The 21,887-nt window shown below is 53.1% G+C and carries 16 protein-coding genes; 7 read left to right on the top strand and 9 right to left on the bottom strand.

From position 1 onward, the window contains the following. The first annotated feature begins 254 nt into the window (after positions 1-254). Positions 255-1,112 (top strand): family 16 glycosylhydrolase, encoded by an 858-nt coding sequence (locus ACK3R5_RS16170; protein ID WP_411968829.1) that lies wholly within the window; start codon positions 255-257, stop codon positions 1,110-1,112. A 118-nt stretch (positions 1,113-1,230) separates the two neighbouring features. Beyond that, complete coding sequence (locus ACK3R5_RS16165) at positions 1,231-2,157, top strand: hypothetical protein (protein ID WP_411968828.1); 927 nt, start codon at positions 1,231-1,233, stop codon at positions 2,155-2,157. 141 nt (positions 2,158-2,298) lie between these two features. Here ACK3R5_RS16165 and ACK3R5_RS16160 read toward each other — a convergent pair whose 3' ends face one another. Genes ACK3R5_RS16160 through ACK3R5_RS16150 form a run of 3 tightly spaced genes read right to left on the bottom strand, consistent with a single transcriptional unit; the run spans position 2,299 to position 5,506 of the window. Further along, entirely contained in the window at positions 2,299-3,498 is a 1,200-nt protein-coding gene (locus ACK3R5_RS16160; protein WP_411968827.1) for a glycosyltransferase family 4 protein, read from the bottom strand. Between the two features lie 2 nt (positions 3,499-3,500). Beyond that, on the bottom strand, positions 3,501-4,571 hold the full coding sequence (locus tag ACK3R5_RS16155) for a GNAT family N-acetyltransferase (RefSeq protein WP_411968826.1): 1,071 nt from the start codon (positions 4,569-4,571) through the stop codon (positions 3,501-3,503). 2 nt (positions 4,572-4,573) lie between these two features. After that, positions 4,574-5,506: a polysaccharide deacetylase family protein gene (locus tag ACK3R5_RS16150; protein WP_411968825.1), complete on the bottom strand. Its 933-nt coding sequence runs from the start codon at positions 5,504-5,506 to the stop codon at positions 4,574-4,576. A 486-nt stretch (positions 5,507-5,992) separates the two neighbouring features. Between ACK3R5_RS16150 and ACK3R5_RS16145 the strand changes: the two genes are divergently transcribed. Beyond that, positions 5,993-7,027 carry a sulfatase-like hydrolase/transferase gene (locus ACK3R5_RS16145; protein WP_411968824.1) on the top strand — a complete coding sequence of 345 codons (1,035 nt, stop codon included), beginning with the start codon at positions 5,993-5,995 and terminating at the stop codon, positions 7,025-7,027. Positions 7,028-7,055: 28 nt separating this feature from the next. Here ACK3R5_RS16145 and ACK3R5_RS16140 read toward each other — a convergent pair whose 3' ends face one another. Together ACK3R5_RS16140 and ACK3R5_RS16135 are read right to left on the bottom strand one after the other, a co-directional pair. Then, positions 7,056-8,480, bottom strand: coding sequence for a glycosyltransferase family 2 protein (locus tag ACK3R5_RS16140; protein ID WP_411968823.1), 1,425 nt, complete (start codon positions 8,478-8,480; stop codon positions 7,056-7,058). A gap of 322 nt (positions 8,481-8,802) precedes the next feature. Further along, a complete protein-coding gene (locus ACK3R5_RS16135; protein ID WP_411968822.1) occupies positions 8,803-9,567 on the bottom strand; it encodes an FkbM family methyltransferase in 765 nt (254 codons plus the stop codon). A gap of 285 nt (positions 9,568-9,852) precedes the next feature. Between ACK3R5_RS16135 and ACK3R5_RS16130 the strand changes: the two genes are divergently transcribed. Both ACK3R5_RS16130 and ACK3R5_RS16125 read left to right on the top strand, forming a co-directional pair. Next, a complete protein-coding gene (locus tag ACK3R5_RS16130) occupies positions 9,853-10,998 on the top strand; it encodes an ATP-grasp domain-containing protein (RefSeq protein WP_411968821.1) in 1,146 nt (381 codons plus the stop codon). A 114-nt stretch (positions 10,999-11,112) separates the two neighbouring features. Further along, positions 11,113-12,579, top strand: coding sequence for a polysaccharide biosynthesis C-terminal domain-containing protein (locus ACK3R5_RS16125; RefSeq protein ID WP_411968820.1), 1,467 nt, complete (start codon positions 11,113-11,115; stop codon positions 12,577-12,579). 19 nt (positions 12,580-12,598) lie between these two features. On the opposite strand, the gene ACK3R5_RS16120 is transcribed toward ACK3R5_RS16125, so the two are convergent. Both ACK3R5_RS16120 and ACK3R5_RS16115 read right to left on the bottom strand, forming a co-directional pair. Beyond that, positions 12,599-13,552, bottom strand: coding sequence for a glycosyltransferase family 2 protein (locus tag ACK3R5_RS16120; RefSeq protein WP_411968819.1), 954 nt, complete (start codon positions 13,550-13,552; stop codon positions 12,599-12,601). 141 nt (positions 13,553-13,693) lie between these two features. Further along, on the bottom strand, positions 13,694-15,385 hold the full coding sequence (locus tag ACK3R5_RS16115) for a DUF2206 domain-containing protein (protein WP_411968818.1): 1,692 nt from the start codon (positions 15,383-15,385) through the stop codon (positions 13,694-13,696). A 1,185-nt stretch (positions 15,386-16,570) separates the two neighbouring features. Here ACK3R5_RS16115 and ACK3R5_RS16110 point away from each other — a divergent pair. Both ACK3R5_RS16110 and ACK3R5_RS16105 read left to right on the top strand, forming a co-directional pair. Next, positions 16,571-17,509, top strand: coding sequence for an NAD-dependent epimerase/dehydratase family protein (locus tag ACK3R5_RS16110; RefSeq protein WP_411968817.1), 939 nt, complete (start codon positions 16,571-16,573; stop codon positions 17,507-17,509). Positions 17,510-18,476: 967 nt separating this feature from the next. Next, positions 18,477-19,709 (top strand): Cdc6/Cdc18 family protein, encoded by a 1,233-nt coding sequence (locus ACK3R5_RS16105; protein ID WP_411965994.1) that lies wholly within the window; start codon positions 18,477-18,479, stop codon positions 19,707-19,709. A 734-nt stretch (positions 19,710-20,443) separates the two neighbouring features. On the opposite strand, the gene ACK3R5_RS16100 is transcribed toward ACK3R5_RS16105, so the two are convergent. Together ACK3R5_RS16100 and ACK3R5_RS16095 are read right to left on the bottom strand one after the other, a co-directional pair. Further along, positions 20,444-20,824: a hypothetical protein gene (locus ACK3R5_RS16100; protein WP_411968816.1), complete on the bottom strand. Its 381-nt coding sequence runs from the start codon at positions 20,822-20,824 to the stop codon at positions 20,444-20,446. Beyond that, complete coding sequence (locus tag ACK3R5_RS16095; protein ID WP_411968815.1) at positions 20,821-21,684, bottom strand: ParA family protein; 864 nt, start codon at positions 21,682-21,684, stop codon at positions 20,821-20,823. Before ACK3R5_RS16095 ends, ACK3R5_RS16100 begins: the two co-directional genes overlap by 4 nt. Positions 21,685-21,887: the final 203 nt, after the last annotated feature.

Here is a 21,887-nt window from a genome sequence, read left to right as displayed (position 1 = left end):
CCTGTTTGACCCCAGGTGTCGAACGGTACGAGACCATTTTTCGACGAAGGTGCTTTGTGTTCTTACACCTACAGTACAAGCATGACGAGTGAGTCCCACCTGTACAGCGTCGGAGAATCTCAGATACAGAGAGTATCAGATTCGCATCGAACGCGTGTGAAGTCGAGACTGTGCACTCCGCGAACCCAGACAGAATAGAGAGGTGACGACTCCGTCACCACCACCAACTGAGTCAGTGATATGAGGTCAGTTTCATGAATCGGCGAGAATTCCTCCGGGTAGCGGGGGCCAGTACTGGCGCGGCAGTCGCTGGACTCGTCGTGGGGGGAGTTGTGCTAAATCGCTCGTCACTCACCGACCAGTTCAGAGACGGACTCGAAGGTGGCCCGTCGTCACAGTCAAATTGGAGGCTCAAATTTCACGATTCGTTCTCTGGAGGCCCGTTAGATGCGTCCGCGTGGACGATCGGATGGGGGTGGGGGACAGAAACCTCGACGAGTCCAACTCGTATCGTCCCGGAGAACGTCCAAATTAGAGACGGTGCACTCAGACTACGAGGTACTCACGAAGGGGGAGGAATTCAGTCAGGGGCCGTGAACACCAAAAACAAAGTCACGTTCGGACCCGGGAGTTACCTTGAGGCGAAAATCTCATTTGCCGGTCGAACCGGATTCCAGAACGCGTTCTGGTCGAAACCGAACACCGAACAGTGGCCGCCAGAGATCGATATTGTCGAAATTTGGCAGGATGGAGGATGGGACGACCACCACATCTCCAGACACAACGTCCACTATTCCACTTCGACAGAAGTTGGTGACCGCCCAACACATCAGAATCTGGGCGCCTCCTACACACCGGGAGGTAATCTCACTGAAAAGTTTCACAGGTATGCTATCGAGTGGCAAGAAGACCGACTGGTCCACTACGTGGACGGGAAAGTCGTCCGGAAGTGGCTCAACGAGACAGTACTCACCGCACTTTCGAAGGGAGCGCCGTTCTATTTCATGTTCTCGCTCAACATCGACAGTATCGGAAGGGCCGACCGAACTGAACCATGGACCGAAGAGATGGTCGTCGACTGGGTGCGACTCTACGAAGACACGAGCGTCTGAAACCACGGACAGACATCACGTCGGACCCAAGAATTGACACATTTGAGCCCACAGTGGACCTACCAATTGTTCGAACGAAGCGAACCTTGATAGCGTAAAAGGTTCAAATAGATAACGTATGGTCACCCCCCAAGAGCTACGGAAAGGACTCACGAGTCTGCCTGGGTTCGTGAACAAGTATGGATATTCAGGAGGTTCGCGGCGGTGGTTCGGAATCGTCTACCACCGGGCCACGGGGACGATAACCGGTCGAAGCATCTTCGAAGAGGAGTGGGACGTCTGTATCATCTTGGATGCGTGCAGAGCAGACGAACTTCAGCGTCAATCTGATGACTATACGTGGATGCAGCAGGTCGGTCGTTTTCCTTCGCTTGCGTCGTGTACGTGGAATTGGTTGCCGAGAACCATCGAGCGGACGCCACCACACGTCCTCGACGGCACAACCTACGTGTCCGCAAACCCATTCAGTGGAGAGTTCTGTGACTCGGATACGTTCGGTGACGTAGATGAAGTCTGGCGGTACGCGTGGGACAACCAGTGGGGAACCGTCTTACCGAGACCGGTGACCGACCGAGCAATTCACCACGGTAGAGAGTCTAATTACGACCGGCTCTTAGTCCATTATGTTCAACCTCACGTGCCATTTCTCACAGAGGGTGCAGAGGCACTCGACCGGTCTAACTTCGATTTTGATACGAAGAGCAACCCGGACGCATGGGACCGAGTAACCAGTGGAGAGTTGGCCAGGCAAGTTGCGATCGGCCGATATAGAAAAACGCTCCAAGTCGTTCTCGAAGAAGTTGACATCCTCTTGCGCAATATCGATGCAGAACGGGTGGTTGTCACAGCGGACCACGGTGAAGCGTTCGGTGAGTGGGGTATCTACGGCCATCCGAACGGAATCGACCTTCCGTGCCTCACAGAAGTTCCGTGGGTTGAAACGACTGCGACAGACGAGGGGACCCATACACCGGCAGATTACGACACCCAATTAGAGGAAATCTCACGTGAGTCTCAACTCCGTGCACTTGGGTACACCGACTAATCGCGAGAGTACCCCATCACTCGAAATCACGTGTCGAAATAATATTCTCCTACGACGGTCGGTTCTGTCCATCTCAGATTCAGCGCCCAATGGACCTCATTCAACTCGAACGATTCTCTTGCGTCGAAGGACTCAAACCCGTCACCGTGAAGACTTTTGAATCGTCAGCCACTCCCGCTTTTGGTGGTTGTCGCTCAAGGCCGAGTGGTACAAATCGAGATACTGTCTGGAGACGTTCTCCCATGAGAGTGTTTCTTTCATTCGCAAACTGTTTTTCGACATTATCGACCGAGACTCCTCGTCTGACAGGACGTCTCGTAGTGCGTTTGCCAACTGTACCGGGTCTTCTGGGGGGACGACCAGACCACATCCCTGCCCTTCAATTTGCTCAGGGAACTCACTCGCCGTAGAGGCGACGACAGGTTTTCCAAACGAGAAGGCCGTCGCGAGGACGCCGCTGTGGCCCTTCGTCCCCTGTTGGCTTCTGTACGGCATCGTCACGACCGTCGCCCGGGCGAAGAACTCCTTTACCTCTTCGTTCGGAATGAACCGAAGATGGAGCTCGTAGTTCTCGGGGGAGCGGTTGACGATTTTTCGGACGTCTCGTGGGAGCTGGCCGTCACCAGCGATGATGAGCTTCACATCGGGAATCTCCTCGCGGAGAATTTCGACGGCCTCTACGAGCGTGTCGAGTCCCTTTGGCGGGACGATGTTCCCGAAAAACAGGAGTGTGTTCTCTTCTGGGTCTCGGTCGATATCCTCGACGTCTCCGAAGATGGAGTACGCCCCATGTGGGATGACGACGACGTCTTCTTCGTCGAATCCCCTGCCGACGAGTACCTCCTTTTGCCGTTTCGTGTGAACCACTGTTCGTTCTTCGTGAATGTCCGGAATCACGAGGTTGAGCATCTCTTCGGCGAACACTGGCGGTCGAGAGAAGCTGAACCGATTGACAGGGACTTCGTGTCGCGTCGTGATGAATGGGCAGTGCTCGTCTAACCCATGAAGCTTTGCGAAGAACTTCACTTGCGGGAAGAGGCCGGTGCTGTCGTGGATGATATCGGGGTCGTACCCAACGACATCTCTCAGCGCGTCGTACGAATAGAGCCCTCGGAAGATGTCAAGCGGACTGACCTCAAATTTGTAGAGGCTAGGCATCGAGATTCCAATCGGTTCGAACGCGTTCACGAGTTCGATGTCGTCACGGAAGAGGTCGTCCGCAGACGTCTCCCGTGGCTTGAATACAGTTACATCAGCGTGGTCAGCGATACAATTCGCCAATTCGGCCGTATAGTGCGGTAACCCACCAGTACTCTGTCCGATGGTGTAAAGGATGTGCATGGTCAGAGACTGATGTCTTTCCGAATGGTTGGCCCGATGAGGCGCGTCACCGATATTGGAAGTCGCTTCCACGCTTCCTTTATCGGTTCATACGCGTCTTTGTCGGGGTGTGGGAGGTCGACTGGCCCGTTCGGGTAGTAGTGATAATCGTCGTAGTACGTCTTCTTGCCGCCGAAGCTCTTTTTGAACATGTAGACGCCCGTTCCTTCCCTCGTCCGCCCGAGTTCGTACGACGAGTATCCGCGCTCGTGTGCGTGTTCCATCGACTTCCACAGTAAGAAACTCCCTCCTTGGAGGTCACGGTATTCATAATCAGTGATGACCCCCCACTGCGAAACCGTCGACCCACACCCGAGGTTCAGTATCCCATTTATCAATCTTCCCTGGTGTCGGACGAGTCCGAGGTGTGCCATCCCGTGGTCTTCGAACCCGTTCCAGATAGTCTCGAAGAAGTCGAAGGAGTGAGGGGGAGTCCCGTGACCCCGCATCGATCTGAGGTACAGGTCGTAGTATTCGCGCAACTCGTCGAGGGAGTCGCCAGCGACGTACTCCAAGTCGTTATCGCGGGCCTGGTCTATCTGCCGCTGCCGACTTTCTTTGATTCCATTCCACATCGTGGTGTGGTCGACGTCGACGGGGATGTCGAACGTGACGAACCGTGTTTCCCGTTCGAACTGGTCGGAATCACTTAGTTCGAACTTCGTCCCACGGAGACTGACGTAATCGACACCAGTGCGGTCTGCGATTTCTTGCGCTCGCTGCAAGAGTTGTGTAGCGGTCGATTGAGGGGCGTCTTCCGAAAGAACCAACGACCCACGTTCGCCGTACGGCGGTGAGACGAGCGTCGACCCGAAGAGGCGACTTCGAATCTCTACCAGCGGGAGGGCACCAACAATCTCCTCTTCAGTCTGAGCGACGAGATAGTGCGTGTCGTGTCCGTAGTTACGACACGCTTCTCGCCAGCCCCACAGCGCGAACGGAGGACCATCGTTCGTTTCGATGAACTCGTTCCACGCTTGCCAATCTTCACACTTCGTCACCGTCGGTCGTGATGCTGTTGTACTCTTACTCATAATTAACCAAAGTGTTGAGCATTCTTGGACGTCCGAGACTCCTGTAGTTCCAACGCATTCGGTCCAAGGGCCGTCCTAATCGTGTCACTCACCGAACCGAACTCGAAGGCCGTGAGAAGTCGTTCGACTTTGTCTGCTAATCTATCGATTCCCGAGAAGCTCACAACTCGCTTGTATAATCGTGGTTCTGACACCGGGACATCGGGATTGAACTCCCATGGGTGGAAGTATAGATTCGCAGGGATTCCTGCCCGATTAAGCCGCTGGATACCCCACGAAAGTACCTTCACTGGCGAAACCCGTGCGTAAAATCCACCTGCGACAGGGATTCTCGGAAACGTGTTCGTTACTGCCAGCGGGCACTCCACGAGTGACCGCTCGTCAGCTTCGACAGCCGCCATCGAGTCGAACGGATTTCTCGGGTTCACCCAATACGGGGCAATTGGTCCACCGGAGACTCCGTACATCGGGGTTTTCATCGGGAATACACTCGAATCGTACCGGTAGTCGCTCTGTGCGAGGATGTCGAATCCCCACTTAGTTTGCCTCGTGAGAGAGAAGTTCGGCATTCGAACTCCGAGCGGGTACTCTCCAGTCGCAGCCTCGATAGCGGTACCTGATTCGGTCAATTCTCGTTCGAATTCTGCTGGTGAGAGGTCGAACAACGGTTTATGTGTCTGTCCGTGCGACCCGATTTCGTGTCCCTGGTCGTGGATTTTCCGAATAAGCCACGGATACTCTTCTGCAACATGCCCCACGACAAAGAATGTCGAAGTAACGTCGTGTCTGTCGAGGAGGTCTAGCACGATATCGGTAGATTCCACAATCCGATCTACTGGATCGACTACGTCATTGACGAGGAGAGTGGCCGTGTACCAGTGTTCCAAGTCGAACGATATCGAATTCCGTACGCCCTTGTTTTCCTGTTGGCTCACACGTAGAATCGAATAGGCGCTGCCCAACATTGTTATATATTTGATAATTTACTTATCGATACGTTAGAGAGTAACGTCACAGAGTCTGACACCCGATATCGGGACGATTCTGGTTCGGAACAGACAGAATTCCCGTTACCTGTTGAGTGACGATTTTAACAGTCCCCCCGAGGACACGGAGAGATGACGAGACGAACTACACAAACAGTTGACCCCAAAGGCTACGTAATCGTACGTCGAATAGAATACAATCGTATGACAGATACAAATGCGTCCGCTAGTGTCGAGCCTCTCTCGAAAATGGCAGATAGCACAGAGGTGGACAACATTCTCATATTCGTATCCGACGCGATGCGGTACGATTTCCTTCCGGACCAAGTTCGAGATCTGGGAGTAACAGCAAAAGCAATCTCTGCGAGTACGTTCACCGCATCGTCGATTCCGTCGCTGACTTCGGGGACCTATCCTGCAACCCACGGTGTGTGGATGTTCGACGACCGACTCCCTCAACGTCCTGCACTCTTCGACGACGGTCGGTACGACGTCGGATTCGACGCCGAGACAGTGTGGATAGAACTCGATGCAGCCGCCAAACCACCACTCCAGATCAACCACATAGACACGGAACGGTCGCTTGAGGAACTCGAACCACCGTTCGTCAGTTTCGTCCACGATGTCGGACCGCATGCACCGTACGGATTCGAAAATGGAGCGTTCGAGTCGACGAAAGAGTTCTTCCAGACGTACGAAAAGCGTCGCCCTCAATTGATAGAACTCTACCGCCAAGATTGTCACAACTCTGCTCAACGGTTCGTAGAGCTATACGAACAACTGGCAGAACGTGGCATTCTCGACGAGACGTTGGTCGTGTTCACGAGCGACCACGGGCAGAGCCTTGGCGAGTGGGGCAACGGTGGGAGGTTCGGACACGGTCATCCCATGAGTCCCGAAAACGTGGAAGTTCCTATCGTCTTCGCTGGTGCAGGGTTACCGAGAGGAGTGACTTACGAACAACTTTTGAGTGGCGTCGATATCGCCCCCACGGTCATCTCGGCTCAGCGTGGTGAGGCCCCCACAGGCGTCGACGGCGTCGATCTGTGGCGAACTGTCCCCGGTCCGGACAGAAAGGTTCGGTCAGATGTATGGCAGCATCTCGACGTCGACGTGTTGGGGAGGGAAATCGAACTCTCGGTCTACGCTGCGACATCTGCATGGAATCAATCGGGAGGGTACGTCTTCCACCGTAAGTCAACTCTGCAACGTCTCTGTGCGCTCGCATACGATAATCTGTTGCGGGGGTACGCTCCTGCATGGGTTGGGAACCTCACGCCGACGAAGGCGATGAATATGCTCACTATCGCACTCACGAGTGACTTATCGTACGGTACGCCCGACTTTACCGAAGACGAAGCCCGTGGGGTTGTTCCAGCGCGCTTGGCGAAAGCAACACACGAGGGTGCGGACACTGACCTCAGCGACGAACAAAAGACACAACTTCGTGACCTCGGCTACCTTCAATAGGACCGAAACCACTTCTTTTCGACACTATCTAGCGTTTTAGCGGCGGGTATTCAGATTGTGTCGACTGATTAATCTCGAACAACCGGCTCATCGAGTGCAGTATAATCGCCGTGAAGCAGGTCAGCAGTCCCACGATAACGAACAACGTCGACGTGACTGCCATCTCGATTTGGAAGACGCCGTTCGTGAGATAATCAGAGATTGCAAAGTACGCGATGATAACACCGATTGCCGACCCGAAGAACCCGGGCACACCAAGCGCAGTCAGTGGCCGCTCCCGTTCGACAGTCTTCATTATGTTCGAAACCAACGACAGTCCGTGCATGATTGGATGGTGACTACTGGGGTTCTCTACATCGTAGTTTATCCAGACACCAGTCTCTTCGATTCGGTAGTCGTTGTGATGTGCGTGGTACAATATGTCCGTACTCGCATTCATCTGGTCGCCGATGCCCGAATCAACGCAGATAGACGCGATTGCTCGACGATTGTACGCACGAAATCCACTCTGTGTGTCGGAGACGCGGGAGCCCCGCCTGACGACACCCATACTCAGGTTGGTCATCAAGTTGATGAATTTGAGTCCGAACAGACGATAAATGGGGGCGTTCGTCGAGGCACCTTCGCCAAATCGACTCCCAATTACGAGTTCTGCACCTGTCCTATCGAGCGTCCGTAGTAACTTCGGTATCTCGTTCGGGTCGTGTTGTCCGTCTGCGTCTATCGTTACGAGTCGGCTCGTGTTCCGTTTCCGAGCTTCGTCGAATGCCGTATGCAACGCAGCTCCATACCCCCTGTTTTCCCCGTGTTCGACGACAGTCGCCCCAGCGTTCCGAGCATTTACTGCAGTTTGGTCACGGCTTCCATCGTCGATGACGAGTACCTCGTCGACGTGTACAACCGCTTTTTTTACGACATCGGCAATGGTCCCTTCCTCGTTGTAAGCCGGAATGGCGACGATAGTAGGACCGGGTGTGGACGACTGTGGTTCACGTCCCTCAGAACCGTAACTACCGACGCCGAAACCACTGGCCGACTCGTCTGTCTGGTCGACATTAGCAGAAACTGAGTCTGGGAAACTGGCGGGGCCGAGTCCGTTCGATGCTTTGGTCAGTGTTGGTGTCGTACTCTCCTCGTTCAGTACGTCGTCGAGCGCCCCATCCGTATGGTGTACCAAGACGAGATTTTTGCCATCAGATACGTTTGCGAACGTTCTATAGAGGTCTACTCGTCCAGGTTCAGTGGTCGGTTCGACGACAGTGGCACCGAGTGCTGAGATGATAGATAACTCAGCGGCGTCGACAGACTCTTGATACGTGACAAACACATCGATTCCGTGATTTTGCATCCGAACGATATCCCGAGTGAGCTTCTGAAAGTTATCATCAGTTGCGAGAAATCCAACCGCAAACCCGTCGTCCTGTCCATCGTGAGTACCATTTTCTTTAATCATCTATCGACCACCCCGGCTTACCTGTAGACCCATCGCAGACGATTGTTGTGTGTCGGATTTTCATGGGATATTTCGTTGGCCGCTCTTCACTCCGATGAACTTCCCTCGATGGGTGTAGCCCACGCTCACGAAAGCGCTAGTGTTGATGTTTTCAATTAGAGACATCAACACTCTACCTATTGAATCTGTTGGTAAATAAACATGATAAACGGTATTTCACACGACAAAGAAAGTAGTTCCTGTACAACTGTCTTATTTTAGCTTCGGTTGTGGCGACTTCGACGAGTGTCGGGAGGCAACGGCTTCGACCTAGTGCCGGCGTTTAGTTTGGAGAAGTCGGTTGTTCGTTTCGCACACCAACGATTGTAGGGTCTTTCTGTGCACGGTCGACGGTGAGAAGTGAAGTCTCGTACCCTAAGCTAGCAAGTCTGTCTTCTAGTTGCTTACGGTTGTCGTGGGCTTCGACGTAGACGAGTCGGCACTCATCTGCGAGGAGCGTTGATTCGAGGCCATCGAGTACAGCCAAACCAGAACCTTGAACGTCTACTTTGAGCACGGTTGGCGCAGGGATTCGTTCGCTCGCCACGAGTTCGTCGCCCGTCACAGTTTCGACGGTGAACGATACGAGGGGGTCGCCAGTAGGGTAGTCGGTATCGAGTGACCCGTGCTGAGCGCCAGCGTCGAGCGTGTCGTAGACGAAAAACGCCTCATTCGAGGATGCATCCGATAGGGGTTGTTCTATCACGATGGCGTCGATTCCGTTTGCCGCGAGGTTCTTCCGAAGTGATTCGACGTTCGGGGGGTATGGCTCGAACCCAACGATAGTCGCATCCGGTTGACGGACGCCGACGAGGCAAGCGTAGATTCCCATGTTAGCTCCGATATCGTAAAACACGTCGTCAGCTCGTACGTTCGAGAGTAGGTGCGTTAGAACGTCCGCTTCGTCCCAGATTCGGTGTTTGAGATTGTTCCACTCGACAAACGTCCGAGGGAAGAAGATGGCTGTCGTCTCACCGCAAGAAAGCGTGTACTTCGGTTGTGTACGAAGATACACCTCGACTGCTGTCTCGAACGCTCTATTCCCCATATCGTACACTGGTGTGCCCCATAGGAGATTCCCCACTCTGGATACCAACGTCATCGTAAACTGTATCGACGTGAACGTGCAAATAATTGATGTCTGTCACGAACACCGTCAACGGCGAGTAGGTGAAATTACTGGAAATGAAATTCGTCGCTTATCTAACAGCCACGTAATAGAGAATGTCAGGTTTCAAGCCAATCATATTAATTAACATTCTCGTTGTCTTGACACGTATTGGTGGTTTCAAATACTATGTGGAAATCAATCATCGTTCCAGCACACCATTCGGTGAGTGTCGTTGCCTCACTTCGGTCGCTCTCTCCCCGTGGTGTTCACACGGTTGTCGTTTCAGAAGATCGCACCGTCCCTGCGTTCGCGTCGCAATACGCAGACGAGACCGTCAACGTCCCCTCACCACACGAAGACATCGTTGCATATAAAGACGCGCTCGTCTCCCTCGCGATGCGGCCAGACGTCAAAACAATCCTTCCAATCAGGGAAGAAGACGCGTACGTCCTCTCACGATACGTCGACGAGTTCGAAGATCACGTATCGGTCGGGTGGCCGTCGTTCGACGGGGTCCGAGTTGCCCAAGACGGGTATCGATTGGCCCAGGTAGCCGAAGATATCGGCATCAACGTCCCAAAGACAGAACTCCTGACCGACGTCTCTGACTGGGACCGTGAACTCATCGTGAAACCTCGGTTCGGTATCCTCACTCACGACTACGTGGACTTTCTCGATGAAACGGAGTGTGAAGGTCGTCAAGACCCCGAATACATTCCGAGAGCGGTCGAACCGGACGTGGATCGACTCATCGAAGACATGCTCGGTCACGTGCCAGTTGTCCAAGAGTGCCACTGGGGAGAGGAGTACTCTGTCAGAGCGCTCTACGACGACGGAGAGCCAGTGAAGACCAGCCTTCGGCGTCAAATTCGAGGGAAGACCTACGCAGGAGGGATGAGCGTCTTCCGAGAGATGACACACGACCCGGAAGTCGAAGCGTTGGGAGAGTCGCTCCTCACTCACTTGGAGTGGAACGGCCCCGCTACGGTTCAGTTCATCAAAGAACGAGAGACTGGGGACTTCTACCTTATCGAAATCAACCCCCGCATCTGGGCGTCAGTGAATCTGGATATCCGTGCGGGAGCGAACTATCCATACGACTACTGGCTCACGACCCAGGGACGAAAAAACGAGATTGTTCCGGGCTACCAAGAAGGAGTAGCGACACATCTCCTTCTCGGTGAACTCCAGTATCTCAGGAGCGTCATCTTCGACGACATTCCGAACGTCGAAAAACCGTCGATTAGAAAGGCGTTCGTCGATGTTGCCTCGTCTATCTACCGACACCCGCACTTCGACTACATCTCGCTCGACGACCCCAAACCGTTCGCACGGGGTGTTTTCAACACGCTGTCCAATAAGTTTTGATTCGCCCCCGTTCCGACGCCCCAGGGCGAGTTGGAGAAGTGGCGTGACCCACTACCGTCTCTGTAGTGAGGCGTTAACTAACCGTATTGCACTCACTATCGCAGGTGTACCATCATGGACATAGAACTCTCGACGTTCAAGATGTTCCTCTCGAAGACGGGGCGTGCTCTGCTGATGTTCGGCGGCATCGTCTTCTTTTCTCGTCACCTCGGGCAGACGCAGTTGGGTATCTTCTTCTTGTTCTTCGCGATGCAAGGACTACTCTCTATTCCAGCCGACTTTGGACTCCGTAATGCCCTCGAAAAGCGGTTGAGTGAAGGTGAAGATGCCGTCGAGACGCTGAGTTCTGCGCTCGTCCTCAAACTCATCCTCCTCACATTGGTCTCACTTGTCATTCTCTCGTTCCAGACGCAGGTCAACGAGTATCTCGGTGAAGAATTCGCTGTATTGCTCGTCGTCGCCGTCATCCTCCGAGAACTATCGTTGTTCTACATCCACGCCGTCCGTGGGAGACTCCAAGTCGGTCGCACTGCCTCCATCGAGTTCGGTCGACGACTCACCTGGGTTGGACTCGGTGCATTCCTCATCACGCAAGGTTTCGGAACCAAGGGAGTCATTTATGGACTGTTGGCTGGGTCGTCTGTGGCATTCGTGTGGGCGTTTCTCGCCTGCGACGTTGGAATCGGTCGACCGACAGTAACGCAGATGCAGTCACTGTTCAATTTCTCAAAGTACGACGCGATAAACTCCGTCGGAGGGAGCCTGTATCAATGGATGGACACCGCACTTATCGGATTCTTCCTCGCACAGAGCTTCGTCGGGGCGTACGAAGTGGCTTGGCAAGTGACGCTCCTCGTACTCATGTTCAGTAAGTCTATTTCACTGACGCTGTTTCCGCAAATCAGCCAGTGGAATGCGACTTCCTCGGCAAAGCAAATCGAGTCGACCATCTCGACGGCACTTGGATTTGCAGTGTTCTTTTCAATTCCCGCAGTGGTTGGTTCAGTTATCTATGGAACCGACGTCCTGAGGTTACTCTTCGGACCGGAGTATGTCATTGCCTCGCTCGTTCTCATCGTGCTGATGGTCGAGAAGGTATTCCAGTCGTTCAACGATATCGTCGGAGTTTCGGTCAGAGCAATCAATAAACCGAACCTCGCTGCGAAATCGACAATTGCTGCTGTGGGCGTCAACTTACTTCTGAGTCCCATTCTGATTATCAATGTAGGATTCGTCGGTGCCGCGATCGCGACTACGCTTGCATGGATGGTCAACGTGGTACTTCACACCCACTATCTCTCCCGACACATCGATTTCTCGATTCCATACCGACTCATCGGCTGGTTCGCACTCTCGTCGATTGCGATGGGTGTAGTCGTCTACGGCGTGAAGACTGTCTTCCCCGTCGACACCATTCTCATGCTGATACTGCACGTCGCCATCGGCGGTTTCCTCTACCTCGCGTTCTCCGTCGCCATTCCGAAGGTTCGGAGGCGTATCCTGATACCCACCGTTCGGGTACTCGCGTCGCGGTACGTCTCAGACGACTGGCGTTCGTGGCGTGGAACGAGTGATAAGTGACGGGTGAAATCGGTCCGGTTCAGTTGCTTGTCTCCCAGAACACTCGTTCGGGAGTTCCATCTCGACCAAAGAGACGACCAGGATGTGGACCGTACCACCAAAAGTACAACATCGTTTTCCGCGACTTAATCCGCCGAATCGTCCTCGGGGAGACGACGTTACGCGCCTCGAGTGTCGTCTCTCGTTCGTCGTAGAGACGGCGATAGATGTTCACGACCGACGATGGGCGACGAGTGAGCAACAATCCGTATACCGACCACAACAACGTCGAAACGACGACGTACCGCATCGGGAGGTTTCGTATTGCGAGTTTGATCCTGTTTCCAACCAGTCGCTCTTGGGTTTCGAGGTCAGTACGTCGTGCTTCGGGTGATTTCTTGTGCCAGACAGCCACCTCCGGTGTGAACAAGATGTCGTAACCACTCTCGTGAACGCGGAACGAGAGGTCCATCTCTTCGAATCCGTAGACGAAATCCTCTGGGTAGTCACCGACAAGCTCGAAGACCTCTCGACGAATTGCGTTCCCGACGCCAACGAAGTTCGTCGCCCGATACGGCTCTGTCGGCGTCATGTCGAATCTCGGAGGATCTGGTGTCTCGTGGAGGTTTACTTCGTCGGTTCGGTAGTCACGACACTGGAAAGCCAGCACACCAACGTCGGGGTGTGACTCGAAGAGTCGGATGACGTTCTCCGTAGCATCGTCGCTCGTCAACACCGCGTCGTCGTCGATAGTCACGAGTATTTCACCCGATGCGAGGTCGTATCCCACGTTTCTCGCTTCTGGAACGCCCATCCGTCCAGGAAACTCGTGGTAATGGACGCGAGGGTCATCGAAGCGCCCGCCTTCATCGAACAGTGTCGACGTGTGGTCTGTCGAGTTGCTGATGACGACCACTTCTATGGGTTCGTACGTCTGCTCGAGGACGGATTCGATCGCCTCGGAGAGGTCGTCCGGACGGTTGTACGTAGCCAAAACGTACGAAACGAGTGGCCGGGTAGAGGAATCTATCGATGTCACAATCATCTGATAAAACATCGTATCTCGACAAAAGCGTTTCGGGGGTCTCGTTACAACCACGTGTGCAATTTTGCCAGTCTCGGAGAGACCCGTTGATTACGTGCCCGCCCGGTCACCGATTCCCACGATGATGACGTCTTCATTTTCGAAGACGACCGTTCCAGATTCAATAATCTCACTGGCGTGCTCACGTGAAAGGGACGTGATAGGGAGAACTCCCGATGCAGGCGCATCCTCGATACTCCGCTTTCGGATGAAGACGTAACCACTACCGAGTCGATCCTGTTCGAACTCTGGTTGCCACGGACTCCGAAGCCTGACGACCTGTACGTCGTAATAATTTACTGGAAGTGTCGAGCGGAACATCTGATAACTCACGGAATCAGTGTATATCGTGACTGTCTTTTCCGTCGGTTCGGTGACTCCAACGTCACGGTACGTCCCAGGTCCGGTGAGTCCGGTGTTGTCCTTAAGCCATTGAGCGCCGGCACGCTCCTCAGTGGTGAAGGCGTAGTCGTTCGCTTCCGAATCGAACGTCGCAGTATCCGCATCGCCCACCGCGGCATACGCAGCACCGGAGTTGAGGAGGAACAAAATACAGAGAAGCACGGCGAGGGCGGACCACCGAGGACGAAGCGACCGGGGTCTATCAATGCGGTCGAAGAGTGCCATCGCAGCTTCGAAGAGGAAACTGAAACCGAGTGCGACGAATGGAGCGAGGACAACCAGAACCATCTGATACGACCTGTCTGCCCAGAGATTAGCAGTGACCAAGAAGGTCGACGCGAGGAACACGAACATAGGGACAGCAATTGCAGTGTATTCGATGTAGGTAGCGGACTCACCACGGCGTAACTGGCCCCCGTGAACGACGATACGACCCATGATACCGAGTCCAAGGAGCGCGGTTAACAACAGGTAGGCAACGACGTTAAGCTGGTCAAGCAAGCCCACCTGCTCTTGGATGTAGTTCGCCCCACTACCAACAGCTGTCCCGGTAACGAGGTTCGCAGTCTGCTGAACCACTATGAACGGAGTTCGCAATATCTGGCTCAACAGATCAGGAGTGAACATCCAGTACCACGCAATTGCGAACCCGAGGAACGTAATCGGATAGACAATCGAGATGTCGTGGTCGAAATCGTCGACGAAAACCCGGATTGCGCTCAACAGGACGTAGCCAACGAGGAGCGAGCTACCGAAGACGAACGTCAACCCGTAGTGCGTGTGTATGACCGCGGCCGTAAGCAAGACTGCAACAGCTTTCGTTCCGACCGTTGACAGACCGGTCTTGAAGAACAACAACAGCAGGAGGACGATAAACAACTCTGAGAGTAACTGCTTCCCGGGCGTCAGGTAGAACGAAGTGTGATAGAACACGAAAAATAGACTCCCGAAAAATGCCTCTCGCCTACCGAAGATATCCTTTCCGACGTAGTAGATGCCGACGGGGACGAGAGAGAACACGAAGACGTAAATTGTCTTGAACACTGTTGCAACAGAGATACCGGTGAGGATAGAGAACGTGGCGGGCACCGAGGTGACCATCGGGAGAGCCATAATTCTGCTCCCTACCCCGGGCGACCACACACCTATCTCGTGAATACGAAGCGCGAGGAAGTATTGAAATTGAACGTCTGCCCCGATGACACCGCTCGTGAGAAGATTCCTGTGAAGGAACGTCGCGAGTGCGATGAAAAAGATAGCCATAGGATACTGTCTCGGCGAAAAGTACCGGGTCGAGGTAACCAACACAGCAGCGACGACGAGAAACACGAGGATGAACATGAACGAAGCGTTTCCGAAGCTGTTCATCACCGTTGCAGCGACGATGGAGACGACAGGGAGCAATACGAAACTAATCGCTACTGGGGAGACACGCAGAGATTGAAACCGAATCGGCGTGTGTTCACCGAACCAAAGCAGCGCGCCCATCACGAGCAGTACTATGGTCAGAGAGATTGCTAATGGCTGGACTGAGAATGGTTTGCTGATACCCACGACGGGAGATAGTATACTCAAAGAGAAAGCGAATAAAGAGAGGAACGAGAGACTCAACCCGACAGAATAGAGGACGAATTCACCGAGTCGATTCGTCTCGATTCGTGCGAGTCGACCGAGCAAGGCACCCGGTACGATGAGCAAGAGGACGAGACTAGTCGCGACACGCATGCCGGTGACGAGTGTCCCACCTGAGTTCAATCCGAGACTCACCCAAAACAGTGAGAGCAACCCCACGACAGTCAATTGAGTTAGTACGGTTTGAGACGTCCACGGAATATCCGTCCGAATTAATCTTGTAGACATAATTGTACCCTCGAAGTTCAAGTTTAGAGTGTCACCCATTCAATATAAGTAATAGGTGAATTAGTCAGGGAGTTCGACAGAAGTTGTAGAATCGACGTGTCCCCACGCGCTCGACGCCGAATACAGATATCGAATTCTTCCAACGAAAAATGAGTCTCATTATTAAGCAAATCGAGTAATTCTCTCGTACGATGGTAATGATTTCAGAAAATGAGTTTCTAATGAGTTATTTTGTCCTAGAGGTTATCCGAAATTCGTTCTTTCACAAATATTGTCGTGTTATTACCTAAGTAACGGTATATAGCAATGCGTCGGCTCCAAAAGAGGCGGTGGAGAACGGTAAGCACAGTGGTCTTACGAAGACTTAGACGCAGGAACACCGAAGCGACCATCACCTTCCAAATTACATGAATACATTTGTAATGGGGGTATCTCTAAGCCCAGTTTATCCTCAGAATAATGCGTGGCAGAAGTGCGACATTAAGAGCATTCACGCACAAAGATGGACCGGAACCGAGGATGAATATCCGATATTTCACCCGAAATAATTCGACTTAGAGGAGAGATACTACGATATTTGTTCGAGTCGAGTGCCTCGATTCCACCTGAGATCAATGGTTCAGCAACAAACTAACATTACATGGACATCACGATTCAGTGGGTGTCATGCAAAATATTCGCGGGCAGACAATTCTCGTCACCGGCGGTGCTGGGTTCATCGGAAGCCACATCGTCGACGCTCTAGTCGAGAACAATGAGGTGCGAATTCTAGATAACCTCTCGTCGGGGGTCGCCTCACGGATACCAGACTCTGCTACGCTATTCGAAGGCGATATTCGTGATTCCGATGTCGTCCGTGAGGCGACAGCCGGTGTCGACATCATCTTTCACCAGGCAGCGGTAGTGAGCGTCAGCAAGTCGGTCAAGGATCCGGTCATGTGCCACGACGTGAATTCAACTGCAACACTCAGACTTTTAGAGGCAGCTCGCAGTGAGAATGCACGAGTCGTACTCGCATCCAGTGCCGCTATCTACGGTCATCCGAGTACGGTCCCTATCTCGGAAGAAGAACCAGCGAGTCCAACATCTCCGTACGGGCTTCAAAAGCACTCGCTCGATAGATACGCACAGTTGTACAACGAGCTCTATGGGGTAGATACGGTCGTGCTTCGGTACTTCAACGTCTACGGCCCCCGGCAAACGAAAGGCGACTACAGTGGCGTGATAACCGTCTTCTTGGAACAGGCTCTAGCCGGAGACCCAATCACAGTCAACGGTGATGGTCAACAGACACGCGACTTCGTTTTCGTCGACGACGTCGTACAGGCAAACCTCAGCGCAGCAACGACTGAGAGCGTCGGAGAGGCGTACAACATCGGGACAGGAAACGGGATCACCATCGGTGAACTTGCCGAAACGATTCGAGATGTGACGAGTAGCGGTTCACCAATCGTTCATACAGACCCACGTCCGGGTGATATTCGGTATTCCTGTGCAGATACCTCGTCTGCCCAGTCCAACCTGGGATACGTGCCGCGAGTTTCGTTGGATGAAGGACTCGAGAGGTTACTCACGTACGAGAGGAGTACTCGGACGGACACGTGAGTAGTTCAACAGTCGTGGAGAAACGTCATTTGCGTTCCAGCCTGGGAAAGGTCGTTGTTCTCTCCGATTGTTGTAATGATGGATACTATACTATTATATATTTATTACAGTAGTATACTGATAGATTTGTTTATTATTGTAATATGATGTTGATAAGCGTGAATCTATTGTTTTCCACTTTATACTTTTAATTAGTTTGATTCTCTGAGGTAGAAGACAACAACACACGTGATAATAAAATTTGGATTTAACCAACCATACAGATATTTTATACGATGTGGCTTTGTCAACTTGATGCAAGCCATTCGAGATCACGAACTCGATTGGAGGGTGAATACACACACACCACCTTCGCGTTTGTAAGCACTACGCGAGACCCTAGAGGATTTTGACACACCACCCTCGCGGATGTAAAATCGGGTGACAATTGCCGGTTATTCGTGGTTTTGACTCGCACCCCACCCTCGGTTTCGCGTTACAAACGCGAGGGTGGTGTGTATGTTCGGGACGGGAAAACGTGTCGATAACCACGTTACATTCGCGAGGGTAGTCTCTCGAGCGAGCCGATTACAATCGCGATGGAGTTGACCTTCCACGACGAATTCTGGGGGTAAATGGCCTGAATACCTCGTTTACATCCGCGAAGGTGGTCCCTCTCCGAAGCAGCTTCGTGGTCGTTTTCACCGATTGTTACATTCGCGAGGTTACTCTCCGTTCGTTCGGACGACACCCTTCGGACCGGTCTCGAGTACGGCTACTGTCACAATTGTCTGCTGGCACCACCGACTCGCGAGCATTACAAACGCGAGGGTGGTGTCTGACGGCATTACTTGCGCGATACTACCGGCTCACTCTCTTTTCGGAAATCGCTGCCCATCCCTCAGTCACACTCCGGAATATGTCGAAGTTACAAACGCGACTCTACCCACTCACTTTTATTAGGAGTGGGTATGAATACCCAACCCATATGACGACGGACGAGACTGACGGGGGCGGGCGGGACCCCCTGTTCCGCTACGACCAACCTATCTTTGCGAACGAGGATATCCTCAAAATCTCTCACCTCCCCGGCCCCGACAAGATTGTCGGGCGAGACGACCACATGTCGAAGGTCGCGCAAGCGCTCAATCCCGCTATCTTCGGCCGTGAACCGACTCATCTGTTCATCTTCGGGAAGACCGGTTCCGGGAAGACACTCAGCGCGCGACTCGTGAGTGAACGGTTGCAGAACGAAGCGAAGCGCGAGGACGTCAACGTCGAGATCGCCATCATCGACTGTGGTGAACAACACACCGAAGCGTCGGTCATCAAGACACTCGCCTCACAGGTCAACGACCCATCGAAAAGCGGGATGTCGATTCCGGAACGCGGGCTCTCGACTGGTGACTACTACAATCGCCTGTGGCGGGTTCTCGACACCTGTTCTGACGTCACTATCGTCATCCTCGACGAAATCGACATGCTTCGCGACGACGAGGTGCTTCGGAAACTCTCGCGTGCAGGAGAGAATCAGAAAATCGTCGACTCTCGTCTCGGAATCATCGGTATCTCGAACAAGATAGACTACCCGGAGGAACTGACCGAACGCGTCAAATCGAGCTTCGCCCACGACGAACTCGTCTTCCCGTCCTACGACGCGAATCAACTTCGCGAGATTCTCGAAAACCGGAAGGACGCGTTCAAACCCGGTGTCCTCACCGACGACGTCATTCCGCTCGCGAGTGCACTCGCTGCACAGGAACACGGAGACGCCAGAAAAGCCATCGACATCCTTCGAAACGCTGGGCGTATCGCCCGGAAGGAAAGTGCCGAAGTCGTCACTGACGACCACGTCCGAGCAGCAAAAGAAAAGAGTGAGGCCGACCGGTTCAGTGAACTTCTCGAAGGGACTGCTACCCAGTCGAAAGCCGTCCTCTACTCACTCGTGCTCCAAACTGGTGGTCGAAAGACTGCCGAGATAACGACCAACAAGATATATCGACAGTACCTCACCGTGGCGGACGACCTCGACATGGACCAACTGTCCGAGCGACGAGTCCAGGAACTCCTCCAGGAACTCGACTTCCTCAACGTCATCCAATCTGAAGTCCGTGGCCGGGGGCGTGGACAGGGTGTCCACGGCACCCATCGACTTCTCGAAGACCCTGATATCGTCAAGCGGGTCTTGCTCAGAGATAGTCGAATTTCGACCCTCGAATAACTACTTCTCTCCTCTCCTCTCCTCGCCACTGTTTTCTCTGCCACTCGCACGTGGTCCGTGTTGTTCAATCTCGCTTGAGTCCTCACCGCGATAACTCCTGTAATGTGGATAATCCAAATAATTTAAGAAATTCAGAGTACTCGGGTTAGTAACCTAATCCCTGTTATTTGGAACACCTCCTGCTCGGAGGGTGTGGTGAAAATAGCTTGCAAAGCGCAGGTGATTCACCTACTCCAACAAATATGAATCACCTGGATTATTTGCATACTCTAAACTTCCCAGATAATTTCAATAGTTGTGTTCCCCGGATAGACGAGATGCTCTCGATCTTGATCTTGCCCCAACAAGCTTCGTTCAGAGCGTTCTCGTCGGTAGTTCTATCTCGGCCGTGGCGGCACAAGACCGTCTATTGGAAACTATAACGGGGACCCGGTTATTCCCGAATGAGTTATTTAAATAATCTAGATTATTCAAATACTCTGCCTACTTAGAATACGTCGGGTTATCTGGACTCTATAGGTTCCGTGGAGAATGAACTGATTCGAGAGAATTCGAATTACGTTCGAGATCGACGTAACTCACGAACTCTGAATCATCTACCATATCGAGATTCTCGAAATTATTTGAGTTATTTCGACCCCGTGGATGTTTCATCCTCTGTCGACTACAGAAAATACCTAGGTCACTCACCTTACCTGAATAGCGCGCATAATCTAGATTATCTGAATGTCGGCTCACTCGCCGTCGAGTCCCCGTTGTTCGAGCACTTTCTCGACAATCAGGTCGGAGTGTTCGGACACGACGGCGAGAGCAGCGTTGTGTAACTCGCTTTTTTTGATGTTCTTCAACCCGTGTTCGCGCGTGAGTTCTCGCTCGACATCGTACGTGATTACGTCGTCGAACTCGTCTGCGACGTCTTCGAGCACGTAGAGGGCTTTGTGCACCGTTTCGTCGAACTCGAAGGCCGGTTGTTCCCGGGGCGAAGCGACCGCTTCGGGTTCAGGGTCTTCGGCCGGTTCGTCCGAGGGTTCCGGTTCAGGTGTCGACTGAGCGTCTGCATCTGCTCCAGAGTCTCCCCCCATCGCGGCGTCGAGGTCACCGAATGGGTCGCTCATCGGTCTACCTCCCCGCTCTCGACGATTTCGGCCAGTTCGTCGTAACATTCGAGTTGGTCACACGAGTCGTCGTAATCTCGAAGGGGCATATGTTCGCGAATAGAATCGTCGATGGCAGACCGATGTCGGATACCCGGCTTCGGGAGGGTGTCGTCCCACGTCCCGTTGTCGACGTCCTCGAAGAACTGTGGGTCGACGTATCCGAAGTTTGGAATCTTTGACGCGATATTGGGTTTCGAGACGAGTGCCTCGATGAGTCGCCGCGTCGGTCGTTCGTGGTCCAGACGGTCCCTGAGGTCTGTTGGAACGACGGCGAGTATTTCGAGTTCGAAGTGCTCACGAGCAGGTTGAATCAGTCGTTTGACGGTCTTTTCGAGTCCAGACAGCGCCCCCGACTCTGGACGCATCGGTAAGACCAGGTTCTGAGTCGCATAGAGAGCGTTGTCGTTGAGCTTTCCACGTGCTGCGGGGCAGTCGACGACGACGTAATCGTATTCGTCTCCCAGGAGTGGGTCAACGACTCGTTGCTTGAGGCGTGCAGACCCCATCATGACACCACCGAGGTCGGATTCGACCTGTTCGATACGGTCGTTCGAGGGGAGCAGGTCGATTTCGAAGTCGGTATCCAAGATGAGCTCACGCGGTTCGAGTTCCGCATCGTCGAGAAGGACGTCACCGAGGTGCGCCTCCGAGTAGAACTCCTCTCCGTATCCGAGACCGGTCGTCGTGTGGCCGTTTGGGTCGAGGTCGACGAGGAGTACCTCGTGACCGCGATGCGCGAGTTCACGCGCGAGGTTGATGGATGTCGTTGATTTACCGATACCGCCTTTCAGGAGACAGACACTGACTGCTCGTGACATGGTGAGTTGGGAATGTATCGCATCGTGTGATTATCGCCATTCTTGAAATAATTATGGTTATCTTGACCAAGTGGATAATCTGGATAATTTGGATAATCCATATAGTATGGATTTTTGACTTGGTTCTCGACTCTCTAATACCTTCGATATCCGGTGATTGAGTGCTAACCTGGGTGGTATTCGCGAATTTGGATAATTCAAAT

Source organism: Haloferax sp. YSSS75, assembly GCF_046764215.1.
In the GTDB taxonomy this organism is placed as follows: domain Archaea; phylum Halobacteriota; class Halobacteria; order Halobacteriales; family Haloferacaceae; genus Haloferax.
This window is presented reverse-complemented; position numbering and strand designations above follow the sequence as displayed.